Annotated in this window: 21 protein-coding genes; 14 read left to right on the top strand and 7 right to left on the bottom strand. The window is 73.8% G+C overall.

The features are described 5' to 3' along the window. The first annotated feature begins 1 nt into the window (after position 1). Genes PATMI_RS0103560 through PATMI_RS0103530 form a run of 7 tightly spaced genes read left to right on the top strand, consistent with a single transcriptional unit; the run spans position 2 to position 8,983 of the window. Entirely contained in the window at positions 2 to 1,315 is a 1,314-nt protein-coding gene (locus PATMI_RS0103560) for an MlaD family protein (RefSeq protein WP_026909874.1), read from the top strand. Further along, on the top strand, positions 1,312 to 2,718 hold the full coding sequence (locus PATMI_RS0103555) for an MlaD family protein (RefSeq protein WP_026909873.1): 1,407 nt from the start codon (positions 1,312 to 1,314) through the stop codon (positions 2,716 to 2,718). Before PATMI_RS0103560 ends, PATMI_RS0103555 begins: the two co-directional genes overlap by 4 nt. Continuing rightward, positions 2,715 to 4,022, top strand: a complete 1,308-nt coding sequence (locus PATMI_RS27120; protein ID WP_084269607.1) for an MlaD family protein — start codon at positions 2,715 to 2,717, stop codon at positions 4,020 to 4,022. Before PATMI_RS0103555 ends, PATMI_RS27120 begins: the two co-directional genes overlap by 4 nt. Then, positions 4,019 to 5,425, top strand: a complete 1,407-nt coding sequence (locus PATMI_RS0103545) for an MlaD family protein (protein ID WP_026909872.1) — start codon at positions 4,019 to 4,021, stop codon at positions 5,423 to 5,425. Before PATMI_RS27120 ends, PATMI_RS0103545 begins: the two co-directional genes overlap by 4 nt. Next, positions 5,422 to 6,687 (top strand): MlaD family protein, encoded by a 1,266-nt coding sequence (locus tag PATMI_RS0103540; protein WP_026909871.1) that lies wholly within the window; start codon positions 5,422 to 5,424, stop codon positions 6,685 to 6,687. The genes PATMI_RS0103545 and PATMI_RS0103540 overlap by 4 nt, the downstream gene beginning before the upstream one ends. Before the next feature lie 14 nt (positions 6,688 to 6,701). Continuing rightward, positions 6,702 to 8,030 carry an MlaD family protein gene (locus tag PATMI_RS0103535; protein WP_211241689.1) on the top strand — a complete coding sequence of 443 codons (1,329 nt, stop codon included), beginning with the start codon at positions 6,702 to 6,704 and terminating at the stop codon, positions 8,028 to 8,030. A gap of 29 nt (positions 8,031 to 8,059) precedes the next feature. Further along, a complete protein-coding gene (locus tag PATMI_RS0103530; protein ID WP_026909869.1) occupies positions 8,060 to 8,983 on the top strand; it encodes a hypothetical protein in 924 nt (307 codons plus the stop codon). Between the two features lie 2 nt (positions 8,984 to 8,985). Here PATMI_RS0103530 and PATMI_RS27115 read toward each other — a convergent pair whose 3' ends face one another. Further along, positions 8,986 to 10,236 (bottom strand): PucR family transcriptional regulator, encoded by a 1,251-nt coding sequence (locus PATMI_RS27115; RefSeq protein ID WP_051471007.1) that lies wholly within the window; start codon positions 10,234 to 10,236, stop codon positions 8,986 to 8,988. A 189-nt stretch (positions 10,237 to 10,425) separates the two neighbouring features. On the opposite strand from PATMI_RS27115, the gene PATMI_RS27110 reads away from it, so the two are divergent. The 3 genes from PATMI_RS27110 to PATMI_RS0103510 are packed head-to-tail and all read left to right on the top strand — an operon-like array spanning position 10,426 to position 15,067. Then, positions 10,426 to 12,339 (top strand): DUF3556 domain-containing protein, encoded by a 1,914-nt coding sequence (locus PATMI_RS27110; protein ID WP_084269605.1) that lies wholly within the window; start codon positions 10,426 to 10,428, stop codon positions 12,337 to 12,339. Continuing rightward, complete coding sequence (locus PATMI_RS0103515) at positions 12,336 to 13,760, top strand: phytoene desaturase family protein (protein WP_026909868.1); 1,425 nt, start codon at positions 12,336 to 12,338, stop codon at positions 13,758 to 13,760. The genes PATMI_RS27110 and PATMI_RS0103515 overlap by 4 nt, the downstream gene beginning before the upstream one ends. Then, positions 13,757 to 15,067, top strand: a complete 1,311-nt coding sequence (locus PATMI_RS0103510) for a PucR family transcriptional regulator (RefSeq protein ID WP_157260597.1) — start codon at positions 13,757 to 13,759, stop codon at positions 15,065 to 15,067. The genes PATMI_RS0103515 and PATMI_RS0103510 overlap by 4 nt, the downstream gene beginning before the upstream one ends. Positions 15,068 to 15,100: 33 nt before the next feature. Here the strand turns inward: PATMI_RS0103510 and PATMI_RS27105 are convergent, their stop codons facing one another. Further along, positions 15,101 to 16,396, bottom strand: coding sequence for a PucR family transcriptional regulator (locus PATMI_RS27105; RefSeq protein WP_051471006.1), 1,296 nt, complete (start codon positions 16,394 to 16,396; stop codon positions 15,101 to 15,103). After that, positions 16,396 to 17,655 (bottom strand): PucR family transcriptional regulator, encoded by a 1,260-nt coding sequence (locus PATMI_RS27100; protein ID WP_036725182.1) that lies wholly within the window; start codon positions 17,653 to 17,655, stop codon positions 16,396 to 16,398. The genes PATMI_RS27105 and PATMI_RS27100 overlap by 1 nt, the downstream gene beginning before the upstream one ends. A gap of 257 nt (positions 17,656 to 17,912) precedes the next feature. Here PATMI_RS27100 and PATMI_RS0103495 point away from each other — a divergent pair, with 257 nt between their 5' ends. Both PATMI_RS0103495 and PATMI_RS36405 read left to right on the top strand, forming a co-directional pair. After that, positions 17,913 to 19,457 (top strand): AMP-binding protein, encoded by a 1,545-nt coding sequence (locus PATMI_RS0103495; protein ID WP_026909866.1) that lies wholly within the window; start codon positions 17,913 to 17,915, stop codon positions 19,455 to 19,457. Positions 19,458 to 19,651: 194 nt separating this feature from the next. Beyond that, positions 19,652 to 19,804: a hypothetical protein gene (locus PATMI_RS36405; RefSeq protein WP_157260596.1), complete on the top strand. Its 153-nt coding sequence runs from the start codon at positions 19,652 to 19,654 to the stop codon at positions 19,802 to 19,804. A gap of 98 nt (positions 19,805 to 19,902) precedes the next feature. On the opposite strand, the gene PATMI_RS27095 is transcribed toward PATMI_RS36405, so the two are convergent. The 4 genes from PATMI_RS27095 to PATMI_RS0103470 all read right to left on the bottom strand — a co-directional run bounded on the left by PATMI_RS27095 (position 19,903) and on the right by PATMI_RS0103470 (position 23,242). Next, the gene (locus PATMI_RS27095; protein WP_036725179.1) at positions 19,903 to 20,484 is read right to left on the bottom strand and encodes a thermonuclease family protein; all 582 of its coding nucleotides are present in this window, start codon (positions 20,482 to 20,484) and stop codon (positions 19,903 to 19,905) included. Positions 20,485 to 20,602: 118 nt separating this feature from the next. Continuing rightward, positions 20,603 to 21,325 (bottom strand): SDR family NAD(P)-dependent oxidoreductase, encoded by a 723-nt coding sequence (locus PATMI_RS0103480; RefSeq protein ID WP_026909865.1) that lies wholly within the window; start codon positions 21,323 to 21,325, stop codon positions 20,603 to 20,605. After that, positions 21,322 to 22,083, bottom strand: a complete 762-nt coding sequence (locus tag PATMI_RS0103475; protein ID WP_026909864.1) for a glucose 1-dehydrogenase — start codon at positions 22,081 to 22,083, stop codon at positions 21,322 to 21,324. Before PATMI_RS0103475 ends, PATMI_RS0103480 begins: the two co-directional genes overlap by 4 nt. Before the next feature lie 37 nt (positions 22,084 to 22,120). Further along, on the bottom strand, positions 22,121 to 23,242 hold the full coding sequence (locus PATMI_RS0103470; protein WP_026909863.1) for a DUF5938 domain-containing protein: 1,122 nt from the start codon (positions 23,240 to 23,242) through the stop codon (positions 22,121 to 22,123). A 285-nt stretch (positions 23,243 to 23,527) separates the two neighbouring features. On the opposite strand from PATMI_RS0103470, the gene PATMI_RS0103465 reads away from it, so the two are divergent. Together PATMI_RS0103465 and PATMI_RS33815 are read left to right on the top strand one after the other, a co-directional pair. After that, positions 23,528 to 24,763 (top strand): PucR family transcriptional regulator, encoded by a 1,236-nt coding sequence (locus tag PATMI_RS0103465; protein ID WP_026909862.1) that lies wholly within the window; start codon positions 23,528 to 23,530, stop codon positions 24,761 to 24,763. Between the two features lie 48 nt (positions 24,764 to 24,811). Then, on the top strand, positions 24,812 to 26,092 hold the full coding sequence (locus tag PATMI_RS33815; protein ID WP_051471005.1) for a YibE/F family protein: 1,281 nt from the start codon (positions 24,812 to 24,814) through the stop codon (positions 26,090 to 26,092). The last annotated feature ends 105 nt before the right edge of the window (positions 26,093 to 26,197 follow it).

The raw sequence follows: 26,197 nt of genomic DNA, 5'->3' as shown, positions 1-26,197 counted from the left end.
TGTGAGGCGCCTGTTCCTCGACCGGCCCTGGGCCCTGATCGTCACCGCGTTGGTGGTGGCGTTCGGGGTCTGGGCCGTCCAGAGCCGCTCACAGGACCACACGGTCCGGGCCGCCTTCTCCTCAGCCGTCAGCGTCGTCCCCGGTCTGGACGTCCAGATCGACGGCGTCGACGTGGGCAAGGTCCAGAAGGTCCGTTACGAGGACGGCCAGGCGCTGGTCGACCTCGGGATCTCCGACGAGGACGCCTGGCCGCTGCGTCAGGGCACCAAGGCCGAGATCCGCTTCGGCACCACGATCGGCAACGGCACGCGCTCCGTCGCGCTGACGCCCGGTCCGGAGAGCGCGCCGGCGATCCCGGAGGACGGGATCATCGCCCGCAAGGACACCACGACCCCGGTCGAGTTCGACCAGGCCTTCGACACCCTCGACGCGAAGACGCGCACCCGACTGCGCCAGGCGCTCCAGGGCGCGGCGGCGTCGACGGACAAGCGCGACGCGCAGATCCGCGAGGCGCTGAAGAACGCCCCCGGCGCGCTCGAGGGCACCCAGAACGTCGTCGCCGACCTGCTCGCCGACGGGACCGCGCTGAAGGCGCTCGTGCGCAACGGCGACCGCGTCACCACGACGCTCGCGCAGCGTCAGGAGGTCGTCTCCGACCTCGTGACCGCCGCGAGCGGCACGTTCGACGCGTTCGGCCGGCGCACGGAGCGGATCCAGCAGTCGCTGGACCGCTTCGCGCCGATGCTGAAGGACGTCGACTCGACGCTCGGCCGCGCCGACGGGAGCCTCGACCGGATGGACACGCTGATGCAGACGGTCCAGCCGGGGGCCCAGAAGCTGCCGGCGCTCGCGAAGACCGCCGGCCCCGCGCTCGTCCGCCTGCAGGACGTCGCACCGGTGGCCGTGCGGACGCTGAAGACCGTCCGCACCGTCTCGCCGCGCGTCTCGTCGCTGCTGGACGTCGCGACGCCGTTCATGAAGCCCGCGAGCTCCGCGCTCGACGGCCTCTCGCCGGTCGTGCGCTGCGTGCGGAACTACGCCCCCGAGATCGCCGGCTGGGCCGGGACCTGGGGCGGGTGGTCCAAGAACTACGACAACACGTCGCACTACGCCCGGATCAAGCTCAAGGAGGGGGTCACGTCCGCCAACGGCGTGTTCCCGAGCTCCGAGTTCATCAACAAGCTCCCGGGCACCGACAACCGCTACGCGATGCCGCGTCCTCCGGGACTGAACGCCGGCTCGCCGTGGTTCGACCCACAGTGCGGCATCACGAAGGACGCCCTCGACGCGTCGAAGGACCCGGAGAAGCCATGAATCGGACGGTCCGTCACTCGACCCCGCGCATCCTCGCGATCGCGGCGGTCGCCCTGGTCGCCGTCATCGTCGCCGTCCTCTCCCTCACGGGCGGGGACGACGGCTACACGGTGAAGGCCGAGTTCAAGGACTCGGCCGGCCTGCGCAAGAACTCCGACGTCAAGATCGGCGGCGTTCCCGCAGGGCACATCACGAAGATCGACCTGACCTCGCGCGACACCGCCCAGGTCACGATGAAGCTCGAGGGCGGGGCCGTCCCGATCGGGACCGGCGCCTCCGCCGAGGCCCGCCCGGTCAACCTGCTCGGCGAGAAGTACGTCGACCTGCGGATCGGCGACGTCAAGCGCCCGGCGTCCTCGGGCGCCCAGATCCCGCTGGCCCGCACGTCCGCGCCGGTCGAGCTCGACCAGGTCATCGACACGCTGGACCCCACGACCCGCGGTCGCCTGCGCGTCCTGATCAACGAGGCCGGCATCGGCCTCCGCGGCCGGGGCACCGACTTCAACGCGCTGCTCGACCGCATGCCCCCGTCCCTGAAGGAGGGGCAGGAGCTGATGGCCGACTTCGCCGCCGACACCGAGCAGCTGAAGCACCTCGCCTCCACCGGCGACCGCGTCCTCGGCTCGTTCACCGCCGGCCGCGACAAGCTCGCCGACCTCGTCGACAACGCGCACAAGGTGCTCGCGCTGACGGCGACGAAGCGCCAGCAGCTCGGGCAGACCGTCGACCAGGCGCCGAGCACGCTGCGCCAGCTCCAGGCGACGCTCGTCACGCTCGACTCGGCGAGCCGGCGGCTGAAGCCCGCGGCCGCGGAGATCCAGCGCACCGCCCCGCCGCTGACCGACACGCTCGACCGCCTGCCGGACCTCGAGAAGAACGCCAAGCCGACCCTCGCCAAGGTGAAGGCCGTCTCGCCGGACCTCTCGCGCCTCGGGAAGAAGGGCTCGCCGGTCGTCGCGCGACTCCGCCTGCCCGCCCGCGAGCTGGAGCGCTTCTCGACGGTCTTCGACCCGCTGAGCCGCGTGCTCGACCAGCAGACGAACCCGCTCCTCCGCGTGCTCGAGGGCTGGACGAGGACCATCCAGACCCGCGACAACGCCGGCCACATGTTCCGGACGGAGGCCGTCGTCGACAAGCAGCTCCTCGGGGTCCTGACCTCGAAGATCGAGAACAACGGGGCCAAGGCCGTGCGGCCGCAGGACACCGGGCCCTCGCCCGGAGCCGACGGCAGCGAGCTGAAGGCGAAGCCGAAGGTCGCGTCGCCCGGGGCGTCCACCGCCCCGAGCACGACGGCCACGACCCCGACCACCACGACGGCCCCGCCCGCCGTCGACCTGACGAAGCCCGAGGGGCTCGTCTCGGGGCTCCTCGACGGACTCAAGGGATTGGTGACGGGCCGATGAGGCGCCGCAGTCGCAGCAGATTCGCCGGCCGCGCAGCGAGCCGGAGCCTCCCGCGCCCGGTCCTGTGGGGCATCGGCCTCGCGGGCATCGGAGCGGTCGTCCTGATGTTCCTGGTCGGGTACAACGCACCGAACTCGATCCCGGGACGGCAGTACCTGACGGTCAAGGCCGCGTTCGACAACGCCGACAACCTCACCGCCCACTACCAGGTGCGGATCGCCGGCCGGAACGTCGGCCAGGTGCTCGACCCGCGCGTCGAGAACGGCAAGGCCGTGGTCGACCTGCAGCTGAACCCGGAGGTCGAGCCGCTCCTGTCGGACTCCACGCTCCGCGTCCGGCCGCGGTCGCCGATCGGCGTGCGCTTCGTCGAGCTCTCGCCCGGATCGAAGGGTCGGCCGCTCCGCGACGGTGACGTGATCGCCACCGACCAGACGTCGGCCTCGACCGAGCTGGACACCACGCTCAGCACGTTCGACGCCCGGCGCCGCAAGAAGGCGCAGGAGCTGGCGAACGGCCTCGGCACCGGCGTCCTCGGGCGCGGCACCGACATCCAGACGCTGCTCGACGACGGGCCCGACGGCCTCCGCGGGCTGCAGCGGATCGCGAAGCCGATCAACGACCGCACCGACGCCGTCCGCGGGTTCGTCCGTGGCGCCGACGGGGCGTCGACCGCCGCGGACCCGGTCCGCGACACCATCCGTCGCGGGTTCGGCGACGGCTCCGACGCCCTAGCCGCGATCGCGGCCTCCGGCGACGACCTCGCGTCCTCGCTCGACGAGGCCCCGTCCTCGCTCTCGACGGCACGTGCGGGCCTCGCCGACGCCGAGCCGCTCCTCCGGGAGATCCGGGCGCTCTCGCGCGTGTCGCTGCCCGCACTGCAGCCCGCGCCCGCGGGTCTGCGCTCGACGAGCCGCCTGATCCAGGACTCGCCCGCGGGTCTCAAGAGCGCCCGCACGACCCTCGGCAAGCTCGACGACGCCGTCGACCCGACGCTGGGGCTCCTGGCGAAGGTGGACCCGGTGCTGCCGGCCTTCCGCAAGGGCCTGGCGTCGAGCCTCCCGGTCGTCGACCGGCTCGGCGCCCACGGGTGCGACTTCGCGCTGTTCGCGAAGAACTGGAGCAGCATGATGGGCCAGGGCGTCCCGGGCGGCGACCCCGACATCGGGACGATCAACAGCCTCCGGCTCAACGTCCTGAGCAGCGAGGAGAGCATCACCGGTGCGCGCGTCCGCTCACCGCTGGTCGTCGACAACCCCTATCCGGCGCCGTGCACCGTCACGCAGGACGCAAGGACCCACCGATGAGCCGCTTCTCCGACCGCTTCTCCTACGCGCCGGGCATGCACCGGCCGAAGCCGCTGCGCAACGGCCTGATCCTGCTCGGCCTCGTCCTCCTCCTGCTGTGGGCCGGCTACACGCGCCACATCCCGTTCCTGCCCGAGGGCGGCACGGAGGTCCAGGCGCGGTTCTCGAACGCCACCCAGGTGCAGAGCGGCACCGTCGTCCGCGTCGCCGGCGTCGACGTCGGCAAGGTCAAGAAGGTCGAGCGCCAGCGCGGCCGGCGCGGCGCGCTGATCACGATGAACATCGACGACGGCAAGGGCGTCGACGTCCAGTCGGACGCCCGCGCCGCGATCCTCTGGCGCACCGTCCTGGGCCGCAACATGTACATCGACCTCGACCCGGGCACCCCGGGCCGCGGGGACATCGGTGGGCAGGAGATCCCGCTCGCCCACACCCAGGTCCAGACCGAGGCCGACCAAGCGCTGCAGCCGCTCGGCACGACCCAGCGAAAGTCGATCCAGAGGTCGATCGAGGCGTTCGACGAGGGGACGAAGGCACCGAAGGAGATCCAGGCGACCCTCGACGCCGCCGGCCCCGCGCTGAAGAAGATCCGCAGCGGCGTCGTCTCGCTCCGCGGCACGCACGCCGGGTCGCTCACCGACCTCGTGCGGCAGACGAGCCGGACGATGGGCGCGCTGTCGGCGTCCGACGAGGACCTCGCCGGGCTCGTCGACGACGGGCGTGTGGCGCTCGGCGTCGCGGCCGCCCGCCGCGACGACCTCGGATCGATGCTCGACCAGGCGCCCCAGACCATGGACGACACGCGCCTGACGCTGGCGCGGCTCCGCGGGACGCTCGACGAGCTCGACCCGACCGCCAAGGACCTCCTCCCCGGTGCGCGGGCGCTGCCCGGCTCCGCGGACGCGGCCCGCCCGGCGCTCGCGCAGCTCGACACGGTGCTCGACGACGCCGAGCCGACGATCCGGTCGCTGCGGCCGGCCGTCAACCGCCTGGCGACGACGGTGAACCCCGGCATCACGACGCTGAACGCGCTGAAGCCGACGGTCGACCGCACGAACAGCACGCTGCTCCCGTGGCTGAACTCGAAGGACCCCGGCACGAACCTGAAGCTGTCGGAGGCCATCGGACCGTTCTTCGCGGCGCTGGACTCGTCGGCCTCGCCGTTCGACGCCAACGGGTTCATGCAGAACTTCCAGACGGCGCCGGACGAGCGGACCTTCCAGTCGTTCCCGTGCACCCTGCGTCTGACGGACCCGAGCGCGAGCCCGGAGAACAAGATCAACTGCGACGCGCTCGGGGACATCGTCCGCGGGCTCAGCGGCTCGCCGCTGCCGCCGTCGGGCGACTTCCCGGCAGATCCGCCGAGGCCCGACAGCAAGAGCATCAAGAGGAGCGACCGATGAGGATCAACACCGACCGCCTCGCGCTCGAGCTCAAGCGCGCTCGGCGTCCGTTCGGCATCCTGTTGGTGCTCGTGGCCTTCGCCGTCGTCGCGGCCTGGTACGTCTTCCACAAGCAGGAGGCCCAGTGGCCCTGGCAGGCCACGAGGAAGTACCAGGTCGCCTTCCAGGACGTGAAGGGCGTGCGCCCCGGGCAGCAGCAGGTGCGCATCGCCGGCGTGAAGGTCGGCCTGATCTCCAAGGCGAAGGTCAGCGGCAAGACCGCCGTCCTCACGCTCTCGCTGGACGACAAGTACGGCAAGCTCTACAAGAACGCACGGATGCGCCTGCGGCCGGTGACCCCGTTGCAGGACATGTACGTGTCGATCGACTCGCGCGGCACGCCGTCCGCGGGCGAGCTCGGGAAGTCCGAGATCCTCGGGATGCAGCGCACCGACTCGCCGGTGGACATCTCGCGGGTCCTCAACACCTTCGACACCGACACCCGCTCGCGCCTGGCGCAGCTGACCGACGACTTCGGCAAGGGCGTCGGCGGGCACGGCGAGGAGCTCCGGCAGGCGTTCGCGTCGCTGGCCCCGTTCCTGCGGACCGCGGACCGGCTCGCCGGAGCGATGACCGACCGCCGGCGCGAGATCGCGCGGGTCGTCGACAACCTCGGGCGCCTGACCGCCGCGGTCAACACCCGCGACAAGCAGCTCACGGCCCTGGTCCGCGACGGGCACACGACCGTCGCGGAGCTGGCGGCGCACGACCAGACCCTGGCCGCGACGCTGAGCGAGCTGCCGCGGACGATGTCGCAGATGCGGTCGTCGTTCGCCACGCTGCGCGACGCGGAGACCGAGGTCGATCCGGCCCTGGCGTCGCTGCGCCCGGTCGCCGCGAAGCTCGAGAGCGGCCTGAAGTCGCTCGAGGGCCTGAGCGACGACGCGACCCCGTCGCTGAAGGCGCTCAGCCCGGCGGCGAAGGACCTCCGGCCGCTGGCGACCTCGCTGTCGCCGACGTCCACGGCGCTGAAGGACGCGTTCACGAAGCTCGCGCCGACCGCACCGCGCCTGGACCGCGTCACCCAGGACCTCGTGCCGTGCCGCCTGAGCACGACGAAGTTCTTCCAGTGGACGCTCTCCGTGTTCAAGTTCTACGACGACAACGGCGCGTGGCCGCGTGGCGAGCTCGTGCTCGGCGCGCCCGCGTTCTCGCTCGGCACCGTCAAGGACCCGGTCCTCCGACGAGGCTGGTCCTGCACCCAGGGGGGGAAGCCCAAATGAGGATCGAGCACCGCGTGGGCAAGCTGCTCACGATCGCCCTCTTCATCGCGGCGTGCGTGGGCATCTTCGGGTGGCTCTTCGTCAAGGCCGGCGGTGACCTGCCCGGTGGGCAGAAGCCGCTGAAGGCGCGGGCCCTCGTGCCCACGGCCTTCCAGCTCGTGCAGAACGCCGACGTCCGGCGCGCCGGCGTCACGATCGGCCACGTCCGCGACGTGAAGAACCGCGGCGACTTCGGCCTCGTCGAGTTCAACGTCGACCAGGACAAGGGCCCGCTCTACAAGGACGCCACCGTCCGGATCCGCACGAAGACCCTGGTCGGCGAGAACTACGTCGACCTCGACCCGGGCACGCCGAAGGCCGGCCCGCTGGGCGACGACGGCGTCATCCCGCTGGCCCAGGCCGGCGAGGCCGTCCAGCTCGACGAGATCCTCTCCGGGCTCGACGCGAGGACCCGCGCCGCCGTCCAGCGGAACCTCGACGCGTTCGGCGGCGGGTTCGGCGACCGCGGGCCCGAGCTCAGCCGCCTGTTCGCGGTCACGCCCGGGACCCTCAAGGGCGTCGCACAGCTCAGCGACCTCCTGAAGGACCAGCGGCCGCAGCTCGCGTCGATGATCGACCAGACCGGCAAGACGCTCCAGGCGTTCGCGAACCGGACGGCGGACGTCCGGAACCTGTCGGTCCAGTCCCAGCGCACGGCGGCGGCGGCGGCCTCGCGCGACAAGCAGCTCGCCGCGACGCTGGCGGCGCTCCCGGACACGCTCCGGCAGCTGCGCACGACCTCGGCCAAGCTCGGCCGGGTGTCGCGCCGCAGCACACCGGTCGCCGCGGATCTGCGGGTCGCCATGACGGCGTTGCCCGCGGTGACGAAGCGCCTGCAGACCTCGACCGAAGCGGGTCGCCAGCTGTTCCGCATCCTGCCGTCGGTGTCGAAGCAGGCGGAGCCGATGCTCAGCCGGCTGAAGACGTTCAGCGGCGCGACGACGGACGCCGTCCCGTCGGTCGACCGGTTCCTGAGCGAGACGAACCCGATGCTGCGGTACTTCATGCCGCACGCCACGGACCTCGGCACGGTGTTCGCGAACATCGGGTCGGCGACCGACACGCGCGACGTCTCGAGCAACCTCGGTCGGGTCCACGCGCTCGTCGACCAGGAGACGCTGAGCGGGCTGCCGAAGGAGGTCTACGACGCGATCGACGCACTGGCCAACGCCGGTGCCGTCGACAAGACGCGTGGCGTGCAGTACAACGCCTACCCGTCGCCGGGCGACCGCACGTCGCCCAAGCCCGGGACGAAGGCCCCGCCGCGCCTGACCGCCGACCCGACCGCGCTGGGGCCGAAGTGAGCCGGCGCGACGGTGACGGTGGCCGGGACGTGACGCTCGCGTACGTCCGGCTGGGGCTGGACCGCGCGCTGCCGATCCCCCCGGGCAGGAATGTCATCGCCGCAGGGCCGTCCGGAGCGCGCGGCGACCGCGTGACCGGGGTGGCACGGGACCAGGGCGGGGCCGACGTCCTCGACCTCGAGGTGCCCGAACCCGAGAAGGTGTCGCGGACGGCGCCGAAGCGACGGCGTCGGGCCCCCGACCCGGCCGGGACCCGCTTCGTCGTCACGCTCGTGCGGGCCAGCGAGCCGCTCGACGCGTCGGCCGGCGCGAGCGTGCTGGAGGGGTGGCGCCGCGACGAGGCCGAGGCCCAGCGGTGGGTGGGTGCCGCGCTCGCCGCGGTCAACCGCGCCATCCGTGCGCAGCGACTCGTCCATCGCGACCCGTACGCCGTGGAGGTCACGCTCGACGACGTCGTCTGGGCCGCCGTCGGGTGCGCCGCGGCGGATGTCCTGGCCGTCGGCGGCGCCGGGGAGCAGCTGAGCGCGCTGCCCCGGAGCCGCGGCCGGATGACGTCGTCGCAACGCGCCCAGCCGGGTGAGACCGTGGGCCTGGCCCTGACCGGCGGGCTCCCGCTGCTGGAGGGCGAGGAGCTCGTGGCCTTCGCGGTCCGCGAGGCCAACCACGGCCGCGTCCGCTCCGCCCTCGCGGCACTGGATGCTGCGGGCGACCTGCTCGCGGAGGAGCTCAGCGGTCTCGCCGCGACACGGGTCGGGTCCGTGGACGTCCGGATCGCCGCCGAGCCGGAGGCGATCCTCACCGCCGCGGAGCAGCTGCAGGACGTCGTCGACCGGTGGCGCTCGGGCGAGGACCCGACCACGACCGCCGACGTCGAGCGCGCGGCCGAGGCGGAGCAGGCCGCGATCGCGCGTCACGCACACGCCCAGCGGTCGGGGGACCTGCCGCGGTCCTGACCTCAGGCGACCACGGCGAGCGTCCCGGCCGGCCTCAGCCAGCGCTCGAGCTCGAGCGCCAGGCGGACCTCCAGCCCCCGCCCCGCGAGCGGCAGGGGCAGGAGCGCGTCCGCGCGGGTCAGGCGCTTGAGGACCGTGTTGCGGTGCGTGTGGAGGAGCGTGGCCGCGCGCGGGGCGCTCGAGTCCTCGCGCAGGTAGACGCGGACGGTCTCCCGGAGCTCCGGGTCCGCGGTCGCCAGCGCCCCGAGCGTCCCGGCGACGAAGGCCCGCGCACGGTCCTCGTCCTGCAGCGCCAGCGACGCGACCTGGACCTCCGCGTAGGTCATCGTGCTCGGGCCGCCCGGCGTGCGCATCAGCAGGCGCTGGGTCGCGACGGCCTCGCGGTGGCTGTCGCGAAACCCGTTCATCCCGGCCGACGACGTGCCCACCGCCACCGCGATCCCGGGCGGCAGCTCGGACGCGGTCGACCGGACGAGCTCCGGCTCTGGCGCCGCGCTCGAGGTCCACGCCCAGAGCGCCGAGCCGGCGGAGACCGTGAACGGGCGCCCGCCGCCGATGGCGTGGCAGACGACGCCCGCGGCCCGCTCGAGCTCCCCGGCGACCACGCCGCCGTCGGTCGCCCAGAGGACGAGCGCGGTGTGGTCCCCGCCGAGCTCGTAGCCCAGGCGTGCGCCGGCGCGCGCCTCGCTGATCGGCGCGCCGTCGAGGATCAGGAGCACGGCCTCGCGCCGGCGGGACAGGACCCCGCCGTTCAGCTCCTCGCGCTCCGCGTCCATCTGCTCGGCGAGCGCGCTCAGGACCCCGTCGACGAACCCGAACAGCGACCGCGATCCGTAGTCGAGCGTCGCGACGAGCGCGTCGCCGTCGAGGCCCTCGTCCTGGGCGCACCGCATCCAGGTCCGCCAGGCGACGTTCTGCCCCTGCCGGTAGGCGGTCAGGAGGCTATCGCGGTCGATGCCGCGCCGCGTCATCTCGCGGGCGAGGTCGAGCGCCTCGGGCGGCACGTCCGCCCCGACGGGAGCGTCCGGTCGCGCCATCGTGGAACCGATCCAGCGGCGCATGTTGGCGCCGGTGCTGGCCCGGGTCGACGCGGCCAGGACGGGATCCGCCGCGAGGACCGGGGACGCCTCGAGGATCGCGGCGCACATGTGGTCGACGAGCTCGTCGAACCCGGCGCGCATGCGACGGGCCACGGCCCCGATCTCCCGGGCGGCCTCGGGGGACGGCGGCTCCCAGCGCAACGGGGCGGTCACGGCGCGATGGTAGCCGAGATCCGGGCGCCGCGGTAGGCGTCTGCACCGCTTCGTTCGGCATCAGGGGGCGGATGCACCCGCATGGGCTCCCCGCCCGGTGGGAGGTTGGGCACACCGAGCGAGCCATCGCGGCCGGGCCCACGCCCCGGCCCGCGGACTTCCCCGAATCGATCCAAGGACTCACCCGCCATGCCCCTGACCACCGGGAACTTCCCACCCGTCGATCCGCCGACGTTCCTGCACATGCCGTACCGCGAACGGCTGAAGGTCCTCTCGCGGCACTGGGCGGAGTACGGCTTCGGCGCGCCCAAGATGGTCATGTTCATCTACCTGTTCCGGATGATCCTGTTCACCGTCGGGTGCGGCATCCTCGCGGCGACGCTGACGTCGGACCTCAACCCGTTCAAGCCGTCGGAGTGGTTCGACCAGGCGATCGTCTGGCAGAAGCTCATCGTCTGGATGCTGCTCATCGAGTCGCTCGGCATGGGCGGCTCCTGGGGCCCGCTCTCCGGGCACTTCAAGCCGTTCACCGCGGGCTTCCGGCACTACTTCCGCCTGGGCACGATCCGCCTCCCGCCGTGGGAGGACAGGGTGCCGTTCACGAAGGGCGACGAGCGCACGATCGTCGACGTCGGGCTCTACACGCTGCTGATCGTCAGCTACATCGCGGCGATCGCGATCCCCGGCCAGTACGACGACGAGCTCTCCCGCATGGTCGGCTCGGACAACGAGGGCCTGATGGCGATGGCGTCGGTGATCCCGATCATCGTCCTCCTCGTCCTGATGGGCCTCCGCGACAAGATCGTCTTCCTCGCCGCGCGCTCCGAGCAGTACCTGCCGGCCCTGATCTTCTTCGCGTTCTTCCCGTTCGTCGACATGGTCGTCGCCGCCAAGATCCTCATCGTCGCCGTCTGGGTCGGCGCGGGCTTCTCGAAGCTCACGAAGCACTTCCCGCTCGTCATCCCGCCGATGGTCTCGAACACGCCGTGGCTCCCCTCGCGAGCGTTCAAGCGCGCGCAGTACGCCGACTTCCCGAACGACCTGCGGCCCTCGAAGCAGGCGAAGTTCATGGCGGAGATCCCGGGCACCGCGTTCGAGATCATCGTCCCGCTGATCCTGCTGTTCTCGACGAACAAGACGATCACCGTGATCGCGGCGATCATCATGCTCGGCTACTGCGTCTTCATCATCAGCTGCTTCCCGCTGGCGACGCCGATCGAGTGGAACATCATGTTCATGTTCCTGATCGGCTACCTGTTCCTCGAGCACGGGTCCGACGTCGGATACGGCCTGGCGGACATGGACACCGGCCTCCTCATCCTCACGGTCGTCGGCATGGTGCTCTTCCCGATCTGGGGCAACATCCGCCCGGACCAGATCTCGTTCCTCCCCGCGCTGCGGCAGTACGCCGGCAACTGGGCGTCGGGCATGTGGGCGCTGGCGCCGGGCGCCGAGCAGAAGCTGAACGACCACGTCAAGAAGGCGTCGCTCATGCAGCAGGACCAGCTCGAGGCCGAGTACGGCAAGGACGAGGGCACCGTCGTCCTGCAGCAGCTGCTCGGCTGGCGCTCCCTGCACAGCCAGGGCCGCGGCATGAACTCGGTGATGATCAACACCCTCGGTGACGACATCGACCGGTACGACCTGCGCGAGGCCGAGTTCGCCACGAACGCCTGCATCGGCTGGAACTTCGGCGAGGGCCACCTGCACGACGAGCGCCTGATCGCCGCGTTGCAGCGGCGCTGCAACTTCGCGCCGGGCGAGTTCATCGTCGTCTGGGTGGAGTCCGAGCCGTACGGCAACGGGCGCCAGCAGTACCGCGTGATCGACGCGGCCGTCGGCGTCGTCGAGCGCGGCAGCTGGTCGGTGAAGGACTGCGTCGAGGCGCAGCCGTGGCTGCCCGACGGCCCGATCCCGACGCAGGTCGACTGGAAGATGGACGGCTACGAGCGCGTCAGCCACCCCGGCGGCCGCGGCGGATCGGGCGAGGCCGTCGAGCGCCGGCGGGCCGAGGCCGGCCAGTCGCAGAACGGGCAGGTGCAGGCCGGGGCGAGCACGCCACAGGGCGGCGCGGCGGCCGGCGGGGAGCCCGTCACCGCATGACCCGCGCGACGGTGGTCGGCAGCGGGCCCAACGGGCTCGCCGCAGCCGTCACCCTCGCCGCCGCCGGCGTCGAGGTCACGGTCCTCGAGGCGTCCGACCGCCTCGGGGGCGGCACCCGCACGAGCGAGCTCACGGTGCCGGGGGTGCTCCACGACGAGTGCTCCGCCGCGCACCCGTTGGCGGTCGACAACGCCTTCTCGCAGGCGTTCGACCTCGGCGCCCACGGGCTGACGTGGAAGTGGGCGGACGTCGAGTACGCGCACCCGCTGGACGGGGGCGGCGGCGCCGCGGCGTACCGCTCGGTCGCGGAGACCGCGGCCGGGCTCGGGAAGGACGGCAAGGCGTGGGACAAGGTCTTCGGCCGCCTGACCGAGCGCTTCGACGACATCGTCGAGGACTTCACGCAGCCGATGGTCCGGATGCCGTCGCACCCGATCAAGATGGCGCGCTTCGGCGCGTACTCCGGGCTGCCGGCCGCGGTGCTCGCGCGCCGCTGGTCGACGCCGGAGGCCCGGGCGCTGTTCGCCGGCGTGGCGGCCCATGCGCTGCGCCCGCTCTCGAGCCCCCTGTCCGCCGCGATCGGCGTCGCGCTCGGCACGGCCGCGCACCGCTACGGCTGGCCGGTCGCCGAGGGCGGGTCGCGGGCGATCACCGACGCGATGATCTCCCTCGCGCGGTCCCACGGCGCGACGTTCGAGACCGGCGTCCGCGTCGGCTCGCTCGACGAGCTCGGTGGGCCGGAGATCGTGATGCTCGACGTCGCGCCGGCCGCGGCGGCGGACATCGCCGGCACCCGGATCCCTCCCCGCGTCGCGCGCGCCCTGCGGAAGTACCGGCACGGCCCCGGCACGTTCAAGGTCGAGTTCGCCGTGGAGGGCGGCGTCCCGTGGACGTACGAGCCGACGCGCCGCGCGGGCACGGTCCACGTCGGCGGCGACCTGCAGGAGATCGCGGCGACCGAGCGGGACCTCCACCGCGGCCGGATGCCCGACCGGCCGTTCGTCCTGCTCTGCCAGCAGTACCTGGCGGACCCGACGCGGTCCCAGGGCGACGTCCACCCGATCTACAGCTACGCTCACGTGCCCTCCGGCTGGACCGGCGACGCGACGGCCGCGATCGAGGCACAGATCGAGCGCTTCGCCCCAGGCTTCCGCGACCGCATCGTGGGGCGCGCCGTGCGCACGGTCGCGCAGACCGTCGACTACAACGCGAACTTCGTGGGCGGCGACACGATCACCGGCTCGAACGATCCGCTCCAGATGGTCTTCCGGCCACGCGCGGCGCTCGACCCCTACGCGCTCGGCGCGCCCGGCCTCTTCATCTGCTCCGCGGCGACCCCGCCCGGGGCCGGCGCGCACGGGATGTGCGGCTTCAACGCGGCGCGGTCGGCGCTGCGGCGGATCGGCGCGCCGGCGTCGTGAGGCCCGCCGCCCGTCACGTCCCGGTGGAGCCGGCGGCGCCCCTGGCCGCCGTCGGCGCGCGGGACGCGACCGGGGCGGCGGCCGAGCCGATCCCGCCGCGGCTCCTCGCCGTCCTCGCGTCCGGGGACGCCGCCGGGCACGGCACCCGCATGGCGGAGGCCCTGCACCAGCGGATCCCCGAGCTCATGGCCGCGCCGGACCTGCTGCCCGAGACCGCGGCGAGCTGCACCGCGAACGTCACGGAGATCGTGCGCGTCCTCACGGGCCGGCTGCCGGTCGAGTCCGTCGAGGTCTCCGACCCCGCTCGCGACTACGTGCTCAGCCTCGTCCACCGCCGGCTCCCGCTCGCGGTGCTGCTGCGCGGCTACCGGGTGGGCCAGAATCACCTGTGGCGGGAGTTCGCGGTGCTGCTCCGCGACGCGGCCGGCGACGACCCGTCCGCGACGGTCGCGCTGGCGACGATCGAGAACCTGCTCTTCGAGTACGTCGACCACCTGAGCGACCAGCTCGTCACGATCTACCAGGACGAGCTCGAGCGCTGGGTCCGCAGCCCGGCGTCGGTCCGTCGCGACACCGTGCTCGAGATCCTCGCCGGCGAGGACGTCGACGTCGGCGTCGCGTCGCGCCGCGCAGGCTACGAGCTGCGCGGCCGGCACCTCGCGGTCGTGGCGACGCTGGACACCCCGGACGACGGGCAGGTGCTCGCGTCGGCGGTGCTCGGGCTGGTCGGGGCGCTCGGCGCCGGCGACACGCTGCTCGTGCCCGTCGGCCGCACGACGCTGTGGGCCTGGATCGGCCTCGGCGAGTGGACGGACGACGAGGCCCTCGAGCGCGCGGAGGCCCACGTGCCGCCCGCAGGCGTGCGGCTCTGCGCCGGGCATCCCGGCGTCGGCCTGGACGGCTTCCGCTCCGGGCACGAGGAGGCCCGGCTGACCGCCGACCTCGTCGCCGTGGAGGACCCGTCGTGCCGGAAGGTCGCGTCCTACCGCACGATCGAGCTCCTCTCGCTGCTGATCGCCGACCTGGAGCGCAGCCGCCGGTTCGTGCTCCGCCAGCTCGGGCCGCTGGCCGACCCGGGGGCGGGCACCGCCGGCCTGCGCGAGACGACGCTCGCGTTCCTCGAGCACGGGGGCAGCCACACCGCCGCCGCCCGTGCGAAGCACCTCCACAAGAACACCGTCTACACCCGCGTGCGACGCGCGGAGCGGCTGCTCGGCCGGCCCGTCGTGGTCGGCGACGCGGCGCTGCAGGACGCCCTGCGGCTCGCCGTGGCGCTCCCGGACCGGCTGCTCCCCGGGCCGCGCTAGGACTCCGGGGCGCGGCAGGACACCGGGTCGCGGTCACGCCTCGCCGGGCGCCGCGCGGATCACCCGGTCGGGCATCGCCACCGCGAGGGCCAGCGCGGCGTGCAGGGCCACGCGGCCGGGGACGACCGGCGACCCGAGGGCCCGCTCGGCCCGGCGGACCCGCGTGTAGACCGTGTTCTTGTGCAGGTGGAGCGCCCGCGCGGCGGCGAGGTGGCTGCCGCTGTGGTCGAGGAACGCCAGGGCGGTCTCGCGCAGCCGGGCCGTCGCGTCGTCCTCCCCGGCGAGCGGCCCCAGTTCGCGCAGCACGAACCGGCGGCTGCGCTCGAAGTCGGCGGTCAGCAGCGACAGGAGCTCGAGGGACCGGTACGACGCCGTGGCGCGGCCGACGTCGGCGCAGAGCTCGGCCGCGTGCCGGGCCTCCTCGTGCGACACCCGGAACCCCGCGGCCCCGACGCCCGGCCGGCCGATCGCCAGGCGCAGGCCGTCGCCCGGGCCGTGCGCCTCGAGCCGCGCGAGGACGTCCGGATCGGGCAGCTCCCCCGGCGTCGCCCAGGCCCACAGGACGGAGGTGCCGGCCGGCACGAGCAGCGGCTCCGTGCACCCGGCCGCGAGCGCCGCGGCCGTCGCGGCACGCTCGAGGGCACCGGGGGCGGGCAGCGCGTCCTGCGACGGCGCGGCGGACACGATCATCGCGAGGTGTCGTCCGCGGAGCTCGTGGCCCAGGCGCTGCGAGGCGACGTCGACGTCCACCGGCCGGCCGGCGAGGAGCTCGCGGACGGTCTCGACGCGGACCGCCGAGGCGCTGCGGATCCACTGGTCGCGCTCCTGCTGGTAGATCTCGGCGAGCTCGTCGGAGACCCGGTCGACGTACTCGAACAGGAGCGCGGCGATCGCCTCCATCGCCCCCACCGTGGCGGGGTCGTCGCCACGGACCGTCCGCAGGCGCTCGGCGAAGGTCGTCCACAGGTGGTTCTGACCCACGCGGTAGGCCCGGAGCAGGACCGCCAGCGGGATCCGCCGGTGCACGAGCGAGACCGCGTAGTCGCGGGCGGCGTCGGGCACGTCGACGTCGGAGACCGGCAGCCCGGACTCCAGGAGCCGCAGGATCTCGGTGACGTTCGCCCGGCAGCTCGCCTCCGTCTCGGCGAACATCGCCCGCTGCTCGGGGACGTTCCCGAGCTCGGGGATCCGCTCGTGGACCGTGGTGGCCATCAGGCGCCCGTGCTCGACGCCACCGGACGTCAGGGCGGCGAGCAGCTCCTGCACGACGGTCGGGGACGACGCGGCGCCGGTCGCAGGGCGGTGGGCGATGGGGCCGGGGGTCGCCATCAGCCGCCCGCGGCCGTCGGGGCCTCGGGGGATCCGGGGCCCGCCGGCGCCGGCGACACGCGGTGGAGCCGGAGCGCCACCTGGAGCTCCGCGCGGCGGCCGGACACGGGGAGGCCCAGCAGCGCCTCGATCTCGCGGATGCGGTTGCGGATGGTGTGCTCGTGCACCCCGAGGGTCGCGGCGGCGGAGACGTGGGACCCGGTGGAGAGCCACGTCAGCAGGGTGCTCCGCAGGCGCTCGGCGCGCTCGTCGTGCACGGCCAGGGGACCGAGCTCGGCCCGGACGAAGCCGTCGGCGCGCTCCGGGTCGTCGAGCAGCAGCGTCTCGAGCCGGACGTCCTGGTCGCAGACCACGCGGGGGACGTCGCCGAGCGCGCGCTGGACGCGGGCGACGCGGTCGGTGGCGGTGCGGGCGGCCCGCATCCCCTGGACGCCGTCCCCGCCGGCCGCGACGGCGGCGATGATGCCGGAGGCCTCGAGCGCGCGCCGCACCCGGGCGGAGACCGCGGGGCCGGCGGGGTCGCGCAGCGCGAGCCAGACGCCCCAGCTCCCCAGGCTCTCGCGGAACGGCAGGACGGCCACGGCGCCGGCCGCGCGCCGGAGGTCGGCCTGGAGCGCGTCGGGCACCGCGGGACCGGCGATGCGGGCGATCACGTAGGCGTGATGGCCGAGGACGGGGTATCCGAGGACGCGCTCGACCTCGTCCGCCGGCACGTCCTCGCAGGTGGTGGCGATCCGTCGCAGGACGGTCTCGCGCAGCAGCTCGCCGCCGCCCGTCTGCTCGGCGGCGACGGCCTGGTACTGGGCGCCGACGGGCTCCAGCACGTGGCCGATGTAGTCGAAGAGCTGCTCGCTCGGATCCCCGAGGTACGTCTCCAGCGGCGTGCCGCTCGCGCGTGCATGCCCGCTCGCGGTGCGGAACCACGCGGCCCAGAAGCGGTTCTGGCCCGACCGGTACGCCCGCTCGAGCATCGTCTGCGGCAGCCGCAGCTCGGCGGCCGCGCCCGCGAGCTCGAGGGCACCGTCGCTCGCCCGGGTGTCGCGGACCCGCAGCCGGCCCGAGAACACCCCCTGGATGTTGGCCAGGTTGCCGTGGGTGCTGTGCGCGACGAGCGCCGTGAACTCCGGGTCGGCCCGCCGTCCGCCGAAGACGTCGCGCATGAGGGACCCGGACACCTCCTGCGTCAGGTGGTCGAGGTCCAGTCCCGCTGCCGCGTCCCGCACCGCGTCAGGGGCCTCCGTCGTCGCCGTCCCGCTCATCTCGCTCCTCGTCGGTCGGGTCCCGCGTGCTCCCGCGGGGTCCGGAGGTCACCGCCCGCGCCCGCGCGCGTCCGACCTCCGTCCCGAACCTAGGCGGCGCACGCGGGCGGGCGCATGTGCTCGTGTCACATGGGCCCCGAGGGACGGTGGTCCGGCCGGTGGCGGCCGGCCGTTCACGGATGTCGTGAACGCGAGCGGCTCCGGGATCCGGGGGACGTCATTGGCCGACACGCGCGTCCGGACGTAGGCTCGCGCCCGTGTCCTCCGCGCTGCTCCACCAGACCGTCGGCGACCTGCTCGACCGGGCCACCCGGGCGTACGTCGACCGCGACGCGATCGTCGAGGGCGAGTCGCGCCTGACCTTCGGCGCGTTCGGGGAGGCCGTCCGCCGCGCGGGCCACGCCTTCCGCGCCCTCGGGCTGGAGCCGGGCGACCGCGTGTCGATCCTCTCGGCCGACCGCACCGACCTCCTCGTCGCGTTCTACGGCACGATCGCGGCGGGCTTCGCGGTCTCGCCGCTGAACGCGCGCATGTCCGAGGAGGACCACGTGTTCATCGTCGGCGACTCCGGGGCGAAGGTCCTCGTCCACGACGGCGCGTTCGCCGAGCGCGCCGGCCGGATCGCGACCGAGACGGGTGTCCGGCTGGTGTCCCTCGACGACGACGGCCCCGACGGCTTCCAGGCGCTCCTGGCCGCGCAGCCCGCCGAGGGGCGCGCCGGTGCCCCGGAGCCCGCCGACCTGGCGGCGATCTTCTACACCGGCGGGACGACCGGCCGGCCGAAGGGCGTCGCGCACACCCAGCAGAGCCTCGTGACGTCGTTCCTCTCCGAGGCGCTCGAGATGGGCCTCTACGACCGCACGGTGTTCGCGCACGCCGCGCCGCTGACCCACTCGAGCGGCATGTTCTGCATCCCCGTCTGGATGCGCGGGGGCACGAACGTGATCCTCGGCGGGTTCGACCCGGCGCAGATGCTCGCGGCGATCGAGCGGGACCGCATCACGTCGATGCTCGTCGTCCCGACGATGCTCTACGTGCTGCTCGACCACCCGGACTTCGCGACGCGCGACCTCTCGTCGCTGCAGACCGTGATCTACGGCGCCGCGCCGATGGGCCGCGAGCGGCTCCTGCAGGCGATCGACCGGCTCGGGCCGATCTTCGTGCAGCTCTACGGCCAGACCGAGGCCCCGAACCAGATCTGCGCGCTCACCGCCGCGGACCACGCCGACGCGATCGAGCGCGGCGACCTCGACGTGCTGTCGTCGTGCGGCAAGCCGGTGACGATCGCCGACGTGCGCGTCGTCGACGACGAGGGCAACGAGGTCCCGGTCGGCGAGCGCGGCGAGATCGTCTGCCGCGGGCCCCACGTGATGCTCGAGTACTGGAACAAGCCCGAGCAGACGGCCGAGACCCTGATCGACGGCTGGCTCCACACCGGCGACATCGCGACGGTCGACGCGCGCGGCTTCCTGCGGATCGTGGACCGCAAGAAGGACATGCTGATCTCCGGCGGGTTCAACGTGTACCCGAAGGAGGTCGAGTCCTGCCTCTTCCAGCACCCGAAGGTCCGCGACGTCTGCGTGATCGGCGTGCCGGACGAGAAGTGGGGCGAGGCCGTCAAGGCGATCGTCGTCACCGACGGCGAGGTCGACCCCAAGGAGCTGATGCTCTGGGTCAAGGAGCGTAAGGGCTCCGTGATGACGCCGAAGTCCGTCGATCGCGTCGACGCGATCCCGCTGACCGCGGTCGGCAAGCACGACAAGCCGGCGCTGCGCCGGCAGTACGCCGAGGCGACGGCCTGAGGGGACCCGGCGCGGATCGCCCCTGCGCGGGGCACGGCCGGGGGACCATCGCGGTCGGTCGGTCGGTCGGTCGGTCGGTCGCGGAGCGGGGTGGTGGCGTCCGCCTATGCGGTCGGGTACGGGTTCGTACGGCGATACGGATCTGATGGGTCGGAGACCGGGAGTCGATGGGCGGTGGGCGCATCATCAGGTCCATGCTCATCGTCCTGGTCCTCCTCGCCGCCTGGCTCGTCGTCAACGTGACGCTCCTCGGTGCCGTGGCCGTGGCGAACCAGCGCGGCCAGAAGGCCGTCGACCGCGCCGCCGTCGAAGCGGTCCACACGCCGGTCTTCGCCGCCGCCCGCTGACCCCGCGCCCACGCGCCGGTCTTCGCCGCCGCCCGCTGACCCCCGCTCCGGCACCTCCAGGGGGCCGCCGTGCCCGGAGCACGTGGCGCCGCCCCGCGCTACCGCCGCTCGAATCCGCCGCAGAGCCGCCACACGCCCACGCGGTCGGTCCGCGCGTCGTCGGCGGCCGTCCGGATCCGGCGGTTCGCGGCGGACCCGCCCGCGGTCGACGGGACGCGGAACGGCTTCGCCCATCCGGCCGCGACGACCTGCTCGTCGACGCTCCGGCCATCGGCCATCAGTTCGGCGACGGTGCGTCCGAAACGGTCGCGGTCCTCGCCGCCCGGCCGGCGCAGCGCGACCTCGCGGCCGTCGACGAGCCGCCGGAGGAACGTCGTAGCCTCGACGCCGCCGCACTCGGTCCGGCCGTAGCGGGTGGTCGACGACTCGGGTGCATCGACGAGCGCCAGCCGGACGGTCTCGTCCCCGCCGCCCCGGATCCGGACGTGGACCGTGTCGCCGTCGACGACCCGGGTCACGCGGCCGCCGTCCCGGACCGGCGCCCCGTCCGCTCCCGCGCCGCCGGGCGGCGCGCCACCGCCGGTGCCGGAGGTCCCGGTCCCACATCCGTTCACGGCGAGGGCGACGATCGTGCACGCGAGCGCCTGGACCCACGGCGTGCGTGTCGTCGCGAAGGGCACTGCCGGGACGGTAGTCCACCGGCGGCCGGTCGCCGCCTGTGTCCGGGGCGGGCCGGTCGCGGTCCCGCTGTGCGGGGCCGCCCCGCCCCATCGGGCCGGGGCGGCCCCACGCGACCTCCTAGACCAGCGCCCCGTACAGGCCGCCGTCCATCACGTACGCGTTCGACGTGCTGAAGCTCGCGCGGTCCGAGACGAGGAAGAGGACCGTGTTCGCGATCTCCTCGACGGTGCCCAGCCGGCCCTGGCGGGCGTTGATGACGTCGTGGACCGGCGCGCCGATCGCGTCGGTCAGCTCCTGCGCGTGCGAGGAGACCATCTCGGTGTCCGCGAAGCCCGGGCACACGCAGTTGACGCGCACCCCGACGTCCCGCAGCTCGGCGCCGAGGGTCTTCGTCAGGCCGACGACGCCGTGCTTCGAGGCCCCGTAGGCCCCGATCAGCGGCGCGCTGCGCAGGCCGGTGACGGAGGCGACGTTGACGATCGCGCCCTTCCCGGCCGGCGCCATGACCTTCGCGGCCTCGCGTGCCGTCACGAAGACGCCGTCGAGGTTCACGGCCATGAGCTCGCGCCACTCGGCGAGGGAGACCTCGACGAGCGGCTTGACGAACGCCACCCCGGCGTTCGGCACGGCGATGTCGAGCTTGCCGTGCTCGGCGACGATGTCCGCCACGACGCGGCCGACCGCGTCCTCGTCGCGGACGTCGAGGGTCACGTCGGTGCCCTTGATGTCGGTGCGCACGACGGTCGCACCCTCGCGCTCCAGCGCGTCGGAGATGGCGGCGCCGACCCCCTGGCCGGCCCCGGTCACGAGGGCGACACGGCCCTCCAGCTCACCACTCACAGGAGTCCCTCCACCAGTCCGCCGTCGAGCACGTTGGCCGTGCCCGTGGTCCACTTCGCGTCGTCGGAGGCCAGGAAGGCCACCATCTCGGCGACCTCCTCGGCCGTCCCGAGACGACCCTGCTTGATCTTCACGACGTCACCGAACGGCAGGCCGACCGCGGCCTCGAACGGCTTGACCAGGCGGTCGACCATCGCGGTGCCGATGAACGCCGGGCAGACCGCATTGACGCGGATGCCGGCGGCGCGCAGCTCGATCGCCGCGACCTCCGTCAGCCGGACGACCGCGCCCTTCGACGCGCAGTACGCGCCGAGCAGCGGTGCGCCGCCCAGGCCGGCGACCGACGCCATGTTCACGATCGATCCGCCGCCGGCCTCGACCAGCGCAGGGACCGCGGCCTTGATGCCGAGGAACGTCCCGGAGACGTTGATCTTCATCAGCCGCTCGAACTCGTCGAGCCCGGTCTCGGTCAGCGGCTTGCCGATCTCGATGCCGGCGTTGTTGACGAGGACGTCGAGGCCGCCGAAGGCGTCGCGGGCGGCGCCGACGGCGGTCTCCCACTCGGCCTCGACGGTGACGTCGTGCGTGGCGGCGACGGCCCTGTCGCCCAGCGCCGAGGCGACGGCCTCGGCTCCCGCGCCGTCGACGTCGGTGACGACGACGCTCGCGCCCTGCTCGATGAACAGCTCGGCGGTGGCCTTGCCGAGCCCGGCGGCCGCGCCGGTGATGAGGGCGCGCTTGCCCTCCAGGCTGGAGATCACGGGATCCTCCTGACGATGTACGTGGCCGGGCGCATCAGTCGCGCACGACGATCGGCTCGCCGGTCAGGCCGTACTGCTGCAGGACGTCGAGCAGGCGGCGGTGGCCGAAGGCCTGGCAGCCCGACGCGAAGCCGACGCGGTTCGGCTTCTGGCGCAGCAGGTGCAGGGCGCCGTAGGCCTGGAGCAGGGCGGTCTGCTTGTAGTTCGAGTTGCCGCGGAGGACGACGTGCGCGTGCTTGAGGGGTCCGGTGGCGTGCACCGAGTCCATCGAGCGGTTGTAGGCGGCCATCTCGCGCGGCGGCATGGGTGCGGCGTTCGCGGCGGCCATCTCGTCGAGCTTCGCGCGCTGCTCGGCCTCCGGCAGCGGGCGGATCGCCTGCTCGACGGCCTCGGCGATGGAGAGCACGACCTTCATCAGCTCGCGGTTGTAGACGCCGCCGAGCGACGTGACGTCGTTGACGCGCGGGTCGTCCTTGAACCAGACCGGCAGCGAGGTGCCGCCCCACGGGAGCGCGAGCGCGGTCTCGTGCTGGCCGGGGAAGCTGACCTCGTGGAGCTGCGGCGTGCTGTCCCACGCCACGTACTCGCCACCCTCGAGCTTGTACGCCGTCGAGAGCAGGTTGGAGAAGATCGTCTCCGTGGAGGCGGTCGTCGGCGCGCCCTTCCAGAGGATGACGGTGTCGAGCGTCTCGTAGCCCGGCTCCTCGAGGGCGATCTCGGCCGCGATCTCGCCCGTCGTGTACATCTGCGCGATGCCGGGGGCGAGCAGGAGGCCCTTCTCCTCCATCGCCGCCGCGTGGCGCTCCTGCGACGAGAGCATCCAGTTCTGCTCGCCGGTGGTGTCGAGGTAGTGGCAGCCGGTGGCGATGCACGCCTCGACGACCTCGTGGCCCAGGTCGGCGAAGGGGCCGACCGTGTTCAGGACGACCTTCGAGCCCTCGAACAGCTCGGAGAGCCCCGCGACGGTGTGCTCGACGGCGACGACGTCGTAGACGCCGGTGTCGGCCACGCCCGGGATGTGGTCGACGACGTTCTTGGTGCGCTCCTCGTTGCGGCCGGCGGCCGTGAACGGGATCCGCAGCTCGCGCAGGTACTCGCAGATCAGCCTGCCGGTGTAGCCGCTGGCGCCGTAGACGACGACGGGGTGCTTGGCCATGATGGTCTCCTCCTCGGTGGGGGTGGGCCTCCGCGCGGTCGGCGCTCGGACCCTCCCGGGGCTCGGTCTCCTCCGGGACGACCCGGCCGCGAGAAGGCGGCGCGGGGCTCCGGACTGCCGCGACCGTCCCAGGCGGACAGCGACATCCGCGTGTCGGATCGCCGGGTTCGGGGCGCCTCCGGATGTCGGATTCCCACGCCGTTGGCGGATGCGGAGAACGGTTCGGCGGCCCGTTGGTGGAATCAGAGATCGCCCCGGGGGGTCCCGAGGGCGTAGCGTCTGCTCGTGCACGCGCGAACGGACCTCCTGGATCGCGCCCCGTCCGCGAGCACCTCCGCCGCGACCGTCACCGTCGCCATGCGGCCCGCGACGCTCGCGGCCGCCATCGCCGCCGGGATCGCCCGCGAGGTCTACCCCGAGCGCGGGGAGGACCCGGCGTTCCGGTCGCTCCTGCAGTCGTGCGTCCGCGAGAACGTGGAGGCCATCCTCGACCTCTGGGCCGGCCGGACGACGCTGGAGGACGTCTCGCCCGACCACGCGCTCGGCTTCGCGCGGGCGACCGCGGAGGCCCGGATCCCGCTGAGCGCGCTGGAGCGCACCTACTGGCTCGGCGCGGGACGGCTGTGGGACGCCTGGGTCGAGGAGGTCACCGTCGCGGCGCCGGGGCCGGAGGACCTCCAGGCGCTCGTCGGCGAGCCCGGACGGCTGCTGTTCGCGTACGTCGACCGCGTGCTCGGGGTCGTCGTCCCGTGCTACGAGGCGACGCGGGCGAGCATGGTGCGTCGCGTCGACGACCTGCGCCGGGCGGTCCTCGACGAGCTCCTCGCCGACGACGGCCCCGCCGACCCGCGGTGGGACACCACGCTCGGCTACCGGCTGGGCGCCGAGCACCTCGCCGTCCTGGTCGAGCCGGAGGGCCGCGTGCCCCGGGAGACTCTTGCGGCCCGCATCGCCGAGGCCGCCGGCGCCACCGCCACGACGGTCCGCGACGAGGAGGACGGTGCGTGGGTCCTCTGGCTCGGCCGCCCGGACGGGTTCGCGGACGAGCCGATGGGCCGCCTCCGGGCGCACCTCGCGACGATCGCCGGCTCGGTCGCGGTCGGCGAGCCGGGCGGCGGCGTCGACGGCTTCCGGCGGTCGCGGGTCCAGGCGCTGCTGGCGCGGCGGGTCCGCCGCGTCGTCGTCGAGGCCACCGGGGACACCTGCACGTGCTGGTACGCCGACGTGCGGCTCGAGGCCCTGCTGCTGCGCGACGAGGGGCAGGCCCGGAACTTCGTCGCGGAGGAGCTCGGCCCCCTGGCAGGCGAGGACCCGCACGACGTCCGCGTCCGGCGCTCGCTGCTCGCGTGGCTCTCCTGCGGCAGCCAGGCCGCGGCGGCCGCGGCGCTCGGGGTCCACGAGAACACGGTCCGGCAGCACGTCCGGCGCGCCGAGTCCGTGCTGCCCGCGGTCCTGGCGCACCGGCGGACCGAGCTGCTCGTCGCCCTGCGCCTCGACGCGGTGCTGCAGTCGACTGAATGAGAACCATTCTCGGAAGGGTCGCGACCGCGGGCGTCGTAGCCAGCGGGGATGCCCGACCGCCCGCGCGCCGCCGCGCTCCGCACCATCGTCTCCACGCGTCCGGGCCGGGTCCTCGTCGGCGTCGTCGTCCTCGTCGCGCTCCTCACCGTCGTCGGTCTGGTGGCGCTGCGGCCGTCCGGGGAGCGGCCGACGGTCCAGGGCGCCGGCGTCCGGACGGTCGCCGGAACGGTCGAGTCCGTCGCCACCGCCTCCTGCGGCGGGCCGACCGACCAGCGGTGCCGGACGGCGAAGGTCCGGATCGACGAGGGCCGGGACGACGGGCTGGTCGTCGACGTCGTCCTCGGCCCCGCGGAGGTCAGTCCGGAGCTCGACCGTGGGCAACGGGTGCGGATGGCGGACCAGACGGCGCCGGCGACGCGGGCCCCGTCCGGGGCGCCGGGTGACGCCGGGGACGCCGGCACGACCGCGGCGGACGATCCCGGGACGTCCGCCTCGTCCGGCGCCCGCGAGCCCGTCTACGCGTTCTCCGGGGTCGACCGCCGGACGCCGCTCCTCTGGCTCGCGATCCTCTTCGGCGTCCTCGGGGCGGTGGTCGCGCGCGGTCGCGGGCTGCTGGCGCTCGTCGGCACCGCGCTCAGCCTGTCGCTCGTGATCCTCTGGCTCGTCCCGGCGATCCTCCACGGGCACCCGCCGCTCCTGGTGGCGACGGTCGGCGCGCTGGCGGTGATGTTCGTGACCACCGGGCTGACCTACGGGGTGACCGCGCAGAGCCTGGCGGCGGTGACGGGCATCGGCGTGTCGCTGCTCGCCGCGGGGCTCCTCGGGACGCTCTGGTCGGACCTCGCGGGGCTCGACGGCAAGGAAGGCGACCTCGGCGGCTTCGCGCTGCAGAACGGCGGGCAGCTGCCGCTCCAGGGGATCCTGCTCGCCGGCATGGTGATCGGCGCGCTCGGCGTGCTCACCGACACCGTCGTCTCGCAGGTGTCGACGGTCGCCGCGCTGCACCGCGCGAACGCGGCGCTGCAGCCCCGGGCCCTCTACCGCGAGGCGTTCGTCGTCGGCCGCGACCACCTGGCCGCCACGATCCACACCCTCGTCCTCGCGTACGCCGGGGCGACCCTCCCGCTGCTGCTCGTGGCGTCCGCCAACGGCGTGTCGTTCGGCGACGCGATCAACGACGCGAGCCTGGCCGAGCCGATCGTCTCGACCCTGGTCGGCAGCGCGGCGCTCGTCCTCTCGGTCCCGCTGTCGACGGCGCTGGCGGCGGTCCTCGTCGGGCGGCTGCCGACCGCGGCGCTCGCGGGCGGCGGGCACGCGCACCACCACTGACCGCGGAACGAGCCCGTGACGACCGGGGCCAGTGTGCTGCCGAGCTCGTGGAGGTCCCCGGCGGCCGGACCCCCGGACTCCCCGAAGAGCGTCTCCGACACGCAC

Source organism: Patulibacter minatonensis DSM 18081 (assembly GCF_000519325.1).
In the GTDB taxonomy this organism is placed as follows: Bacteria; Actinomycetota; Thermoleophilia; order Solirubrobacterales; family Solirubrobacteraceae; genus Patulibacter; species Patulibacter minatonensis.
Note: the sequence above shows the minus strand (reverse complement) of the source record. Positions and strands in the feature narration are given on the sequence as shown.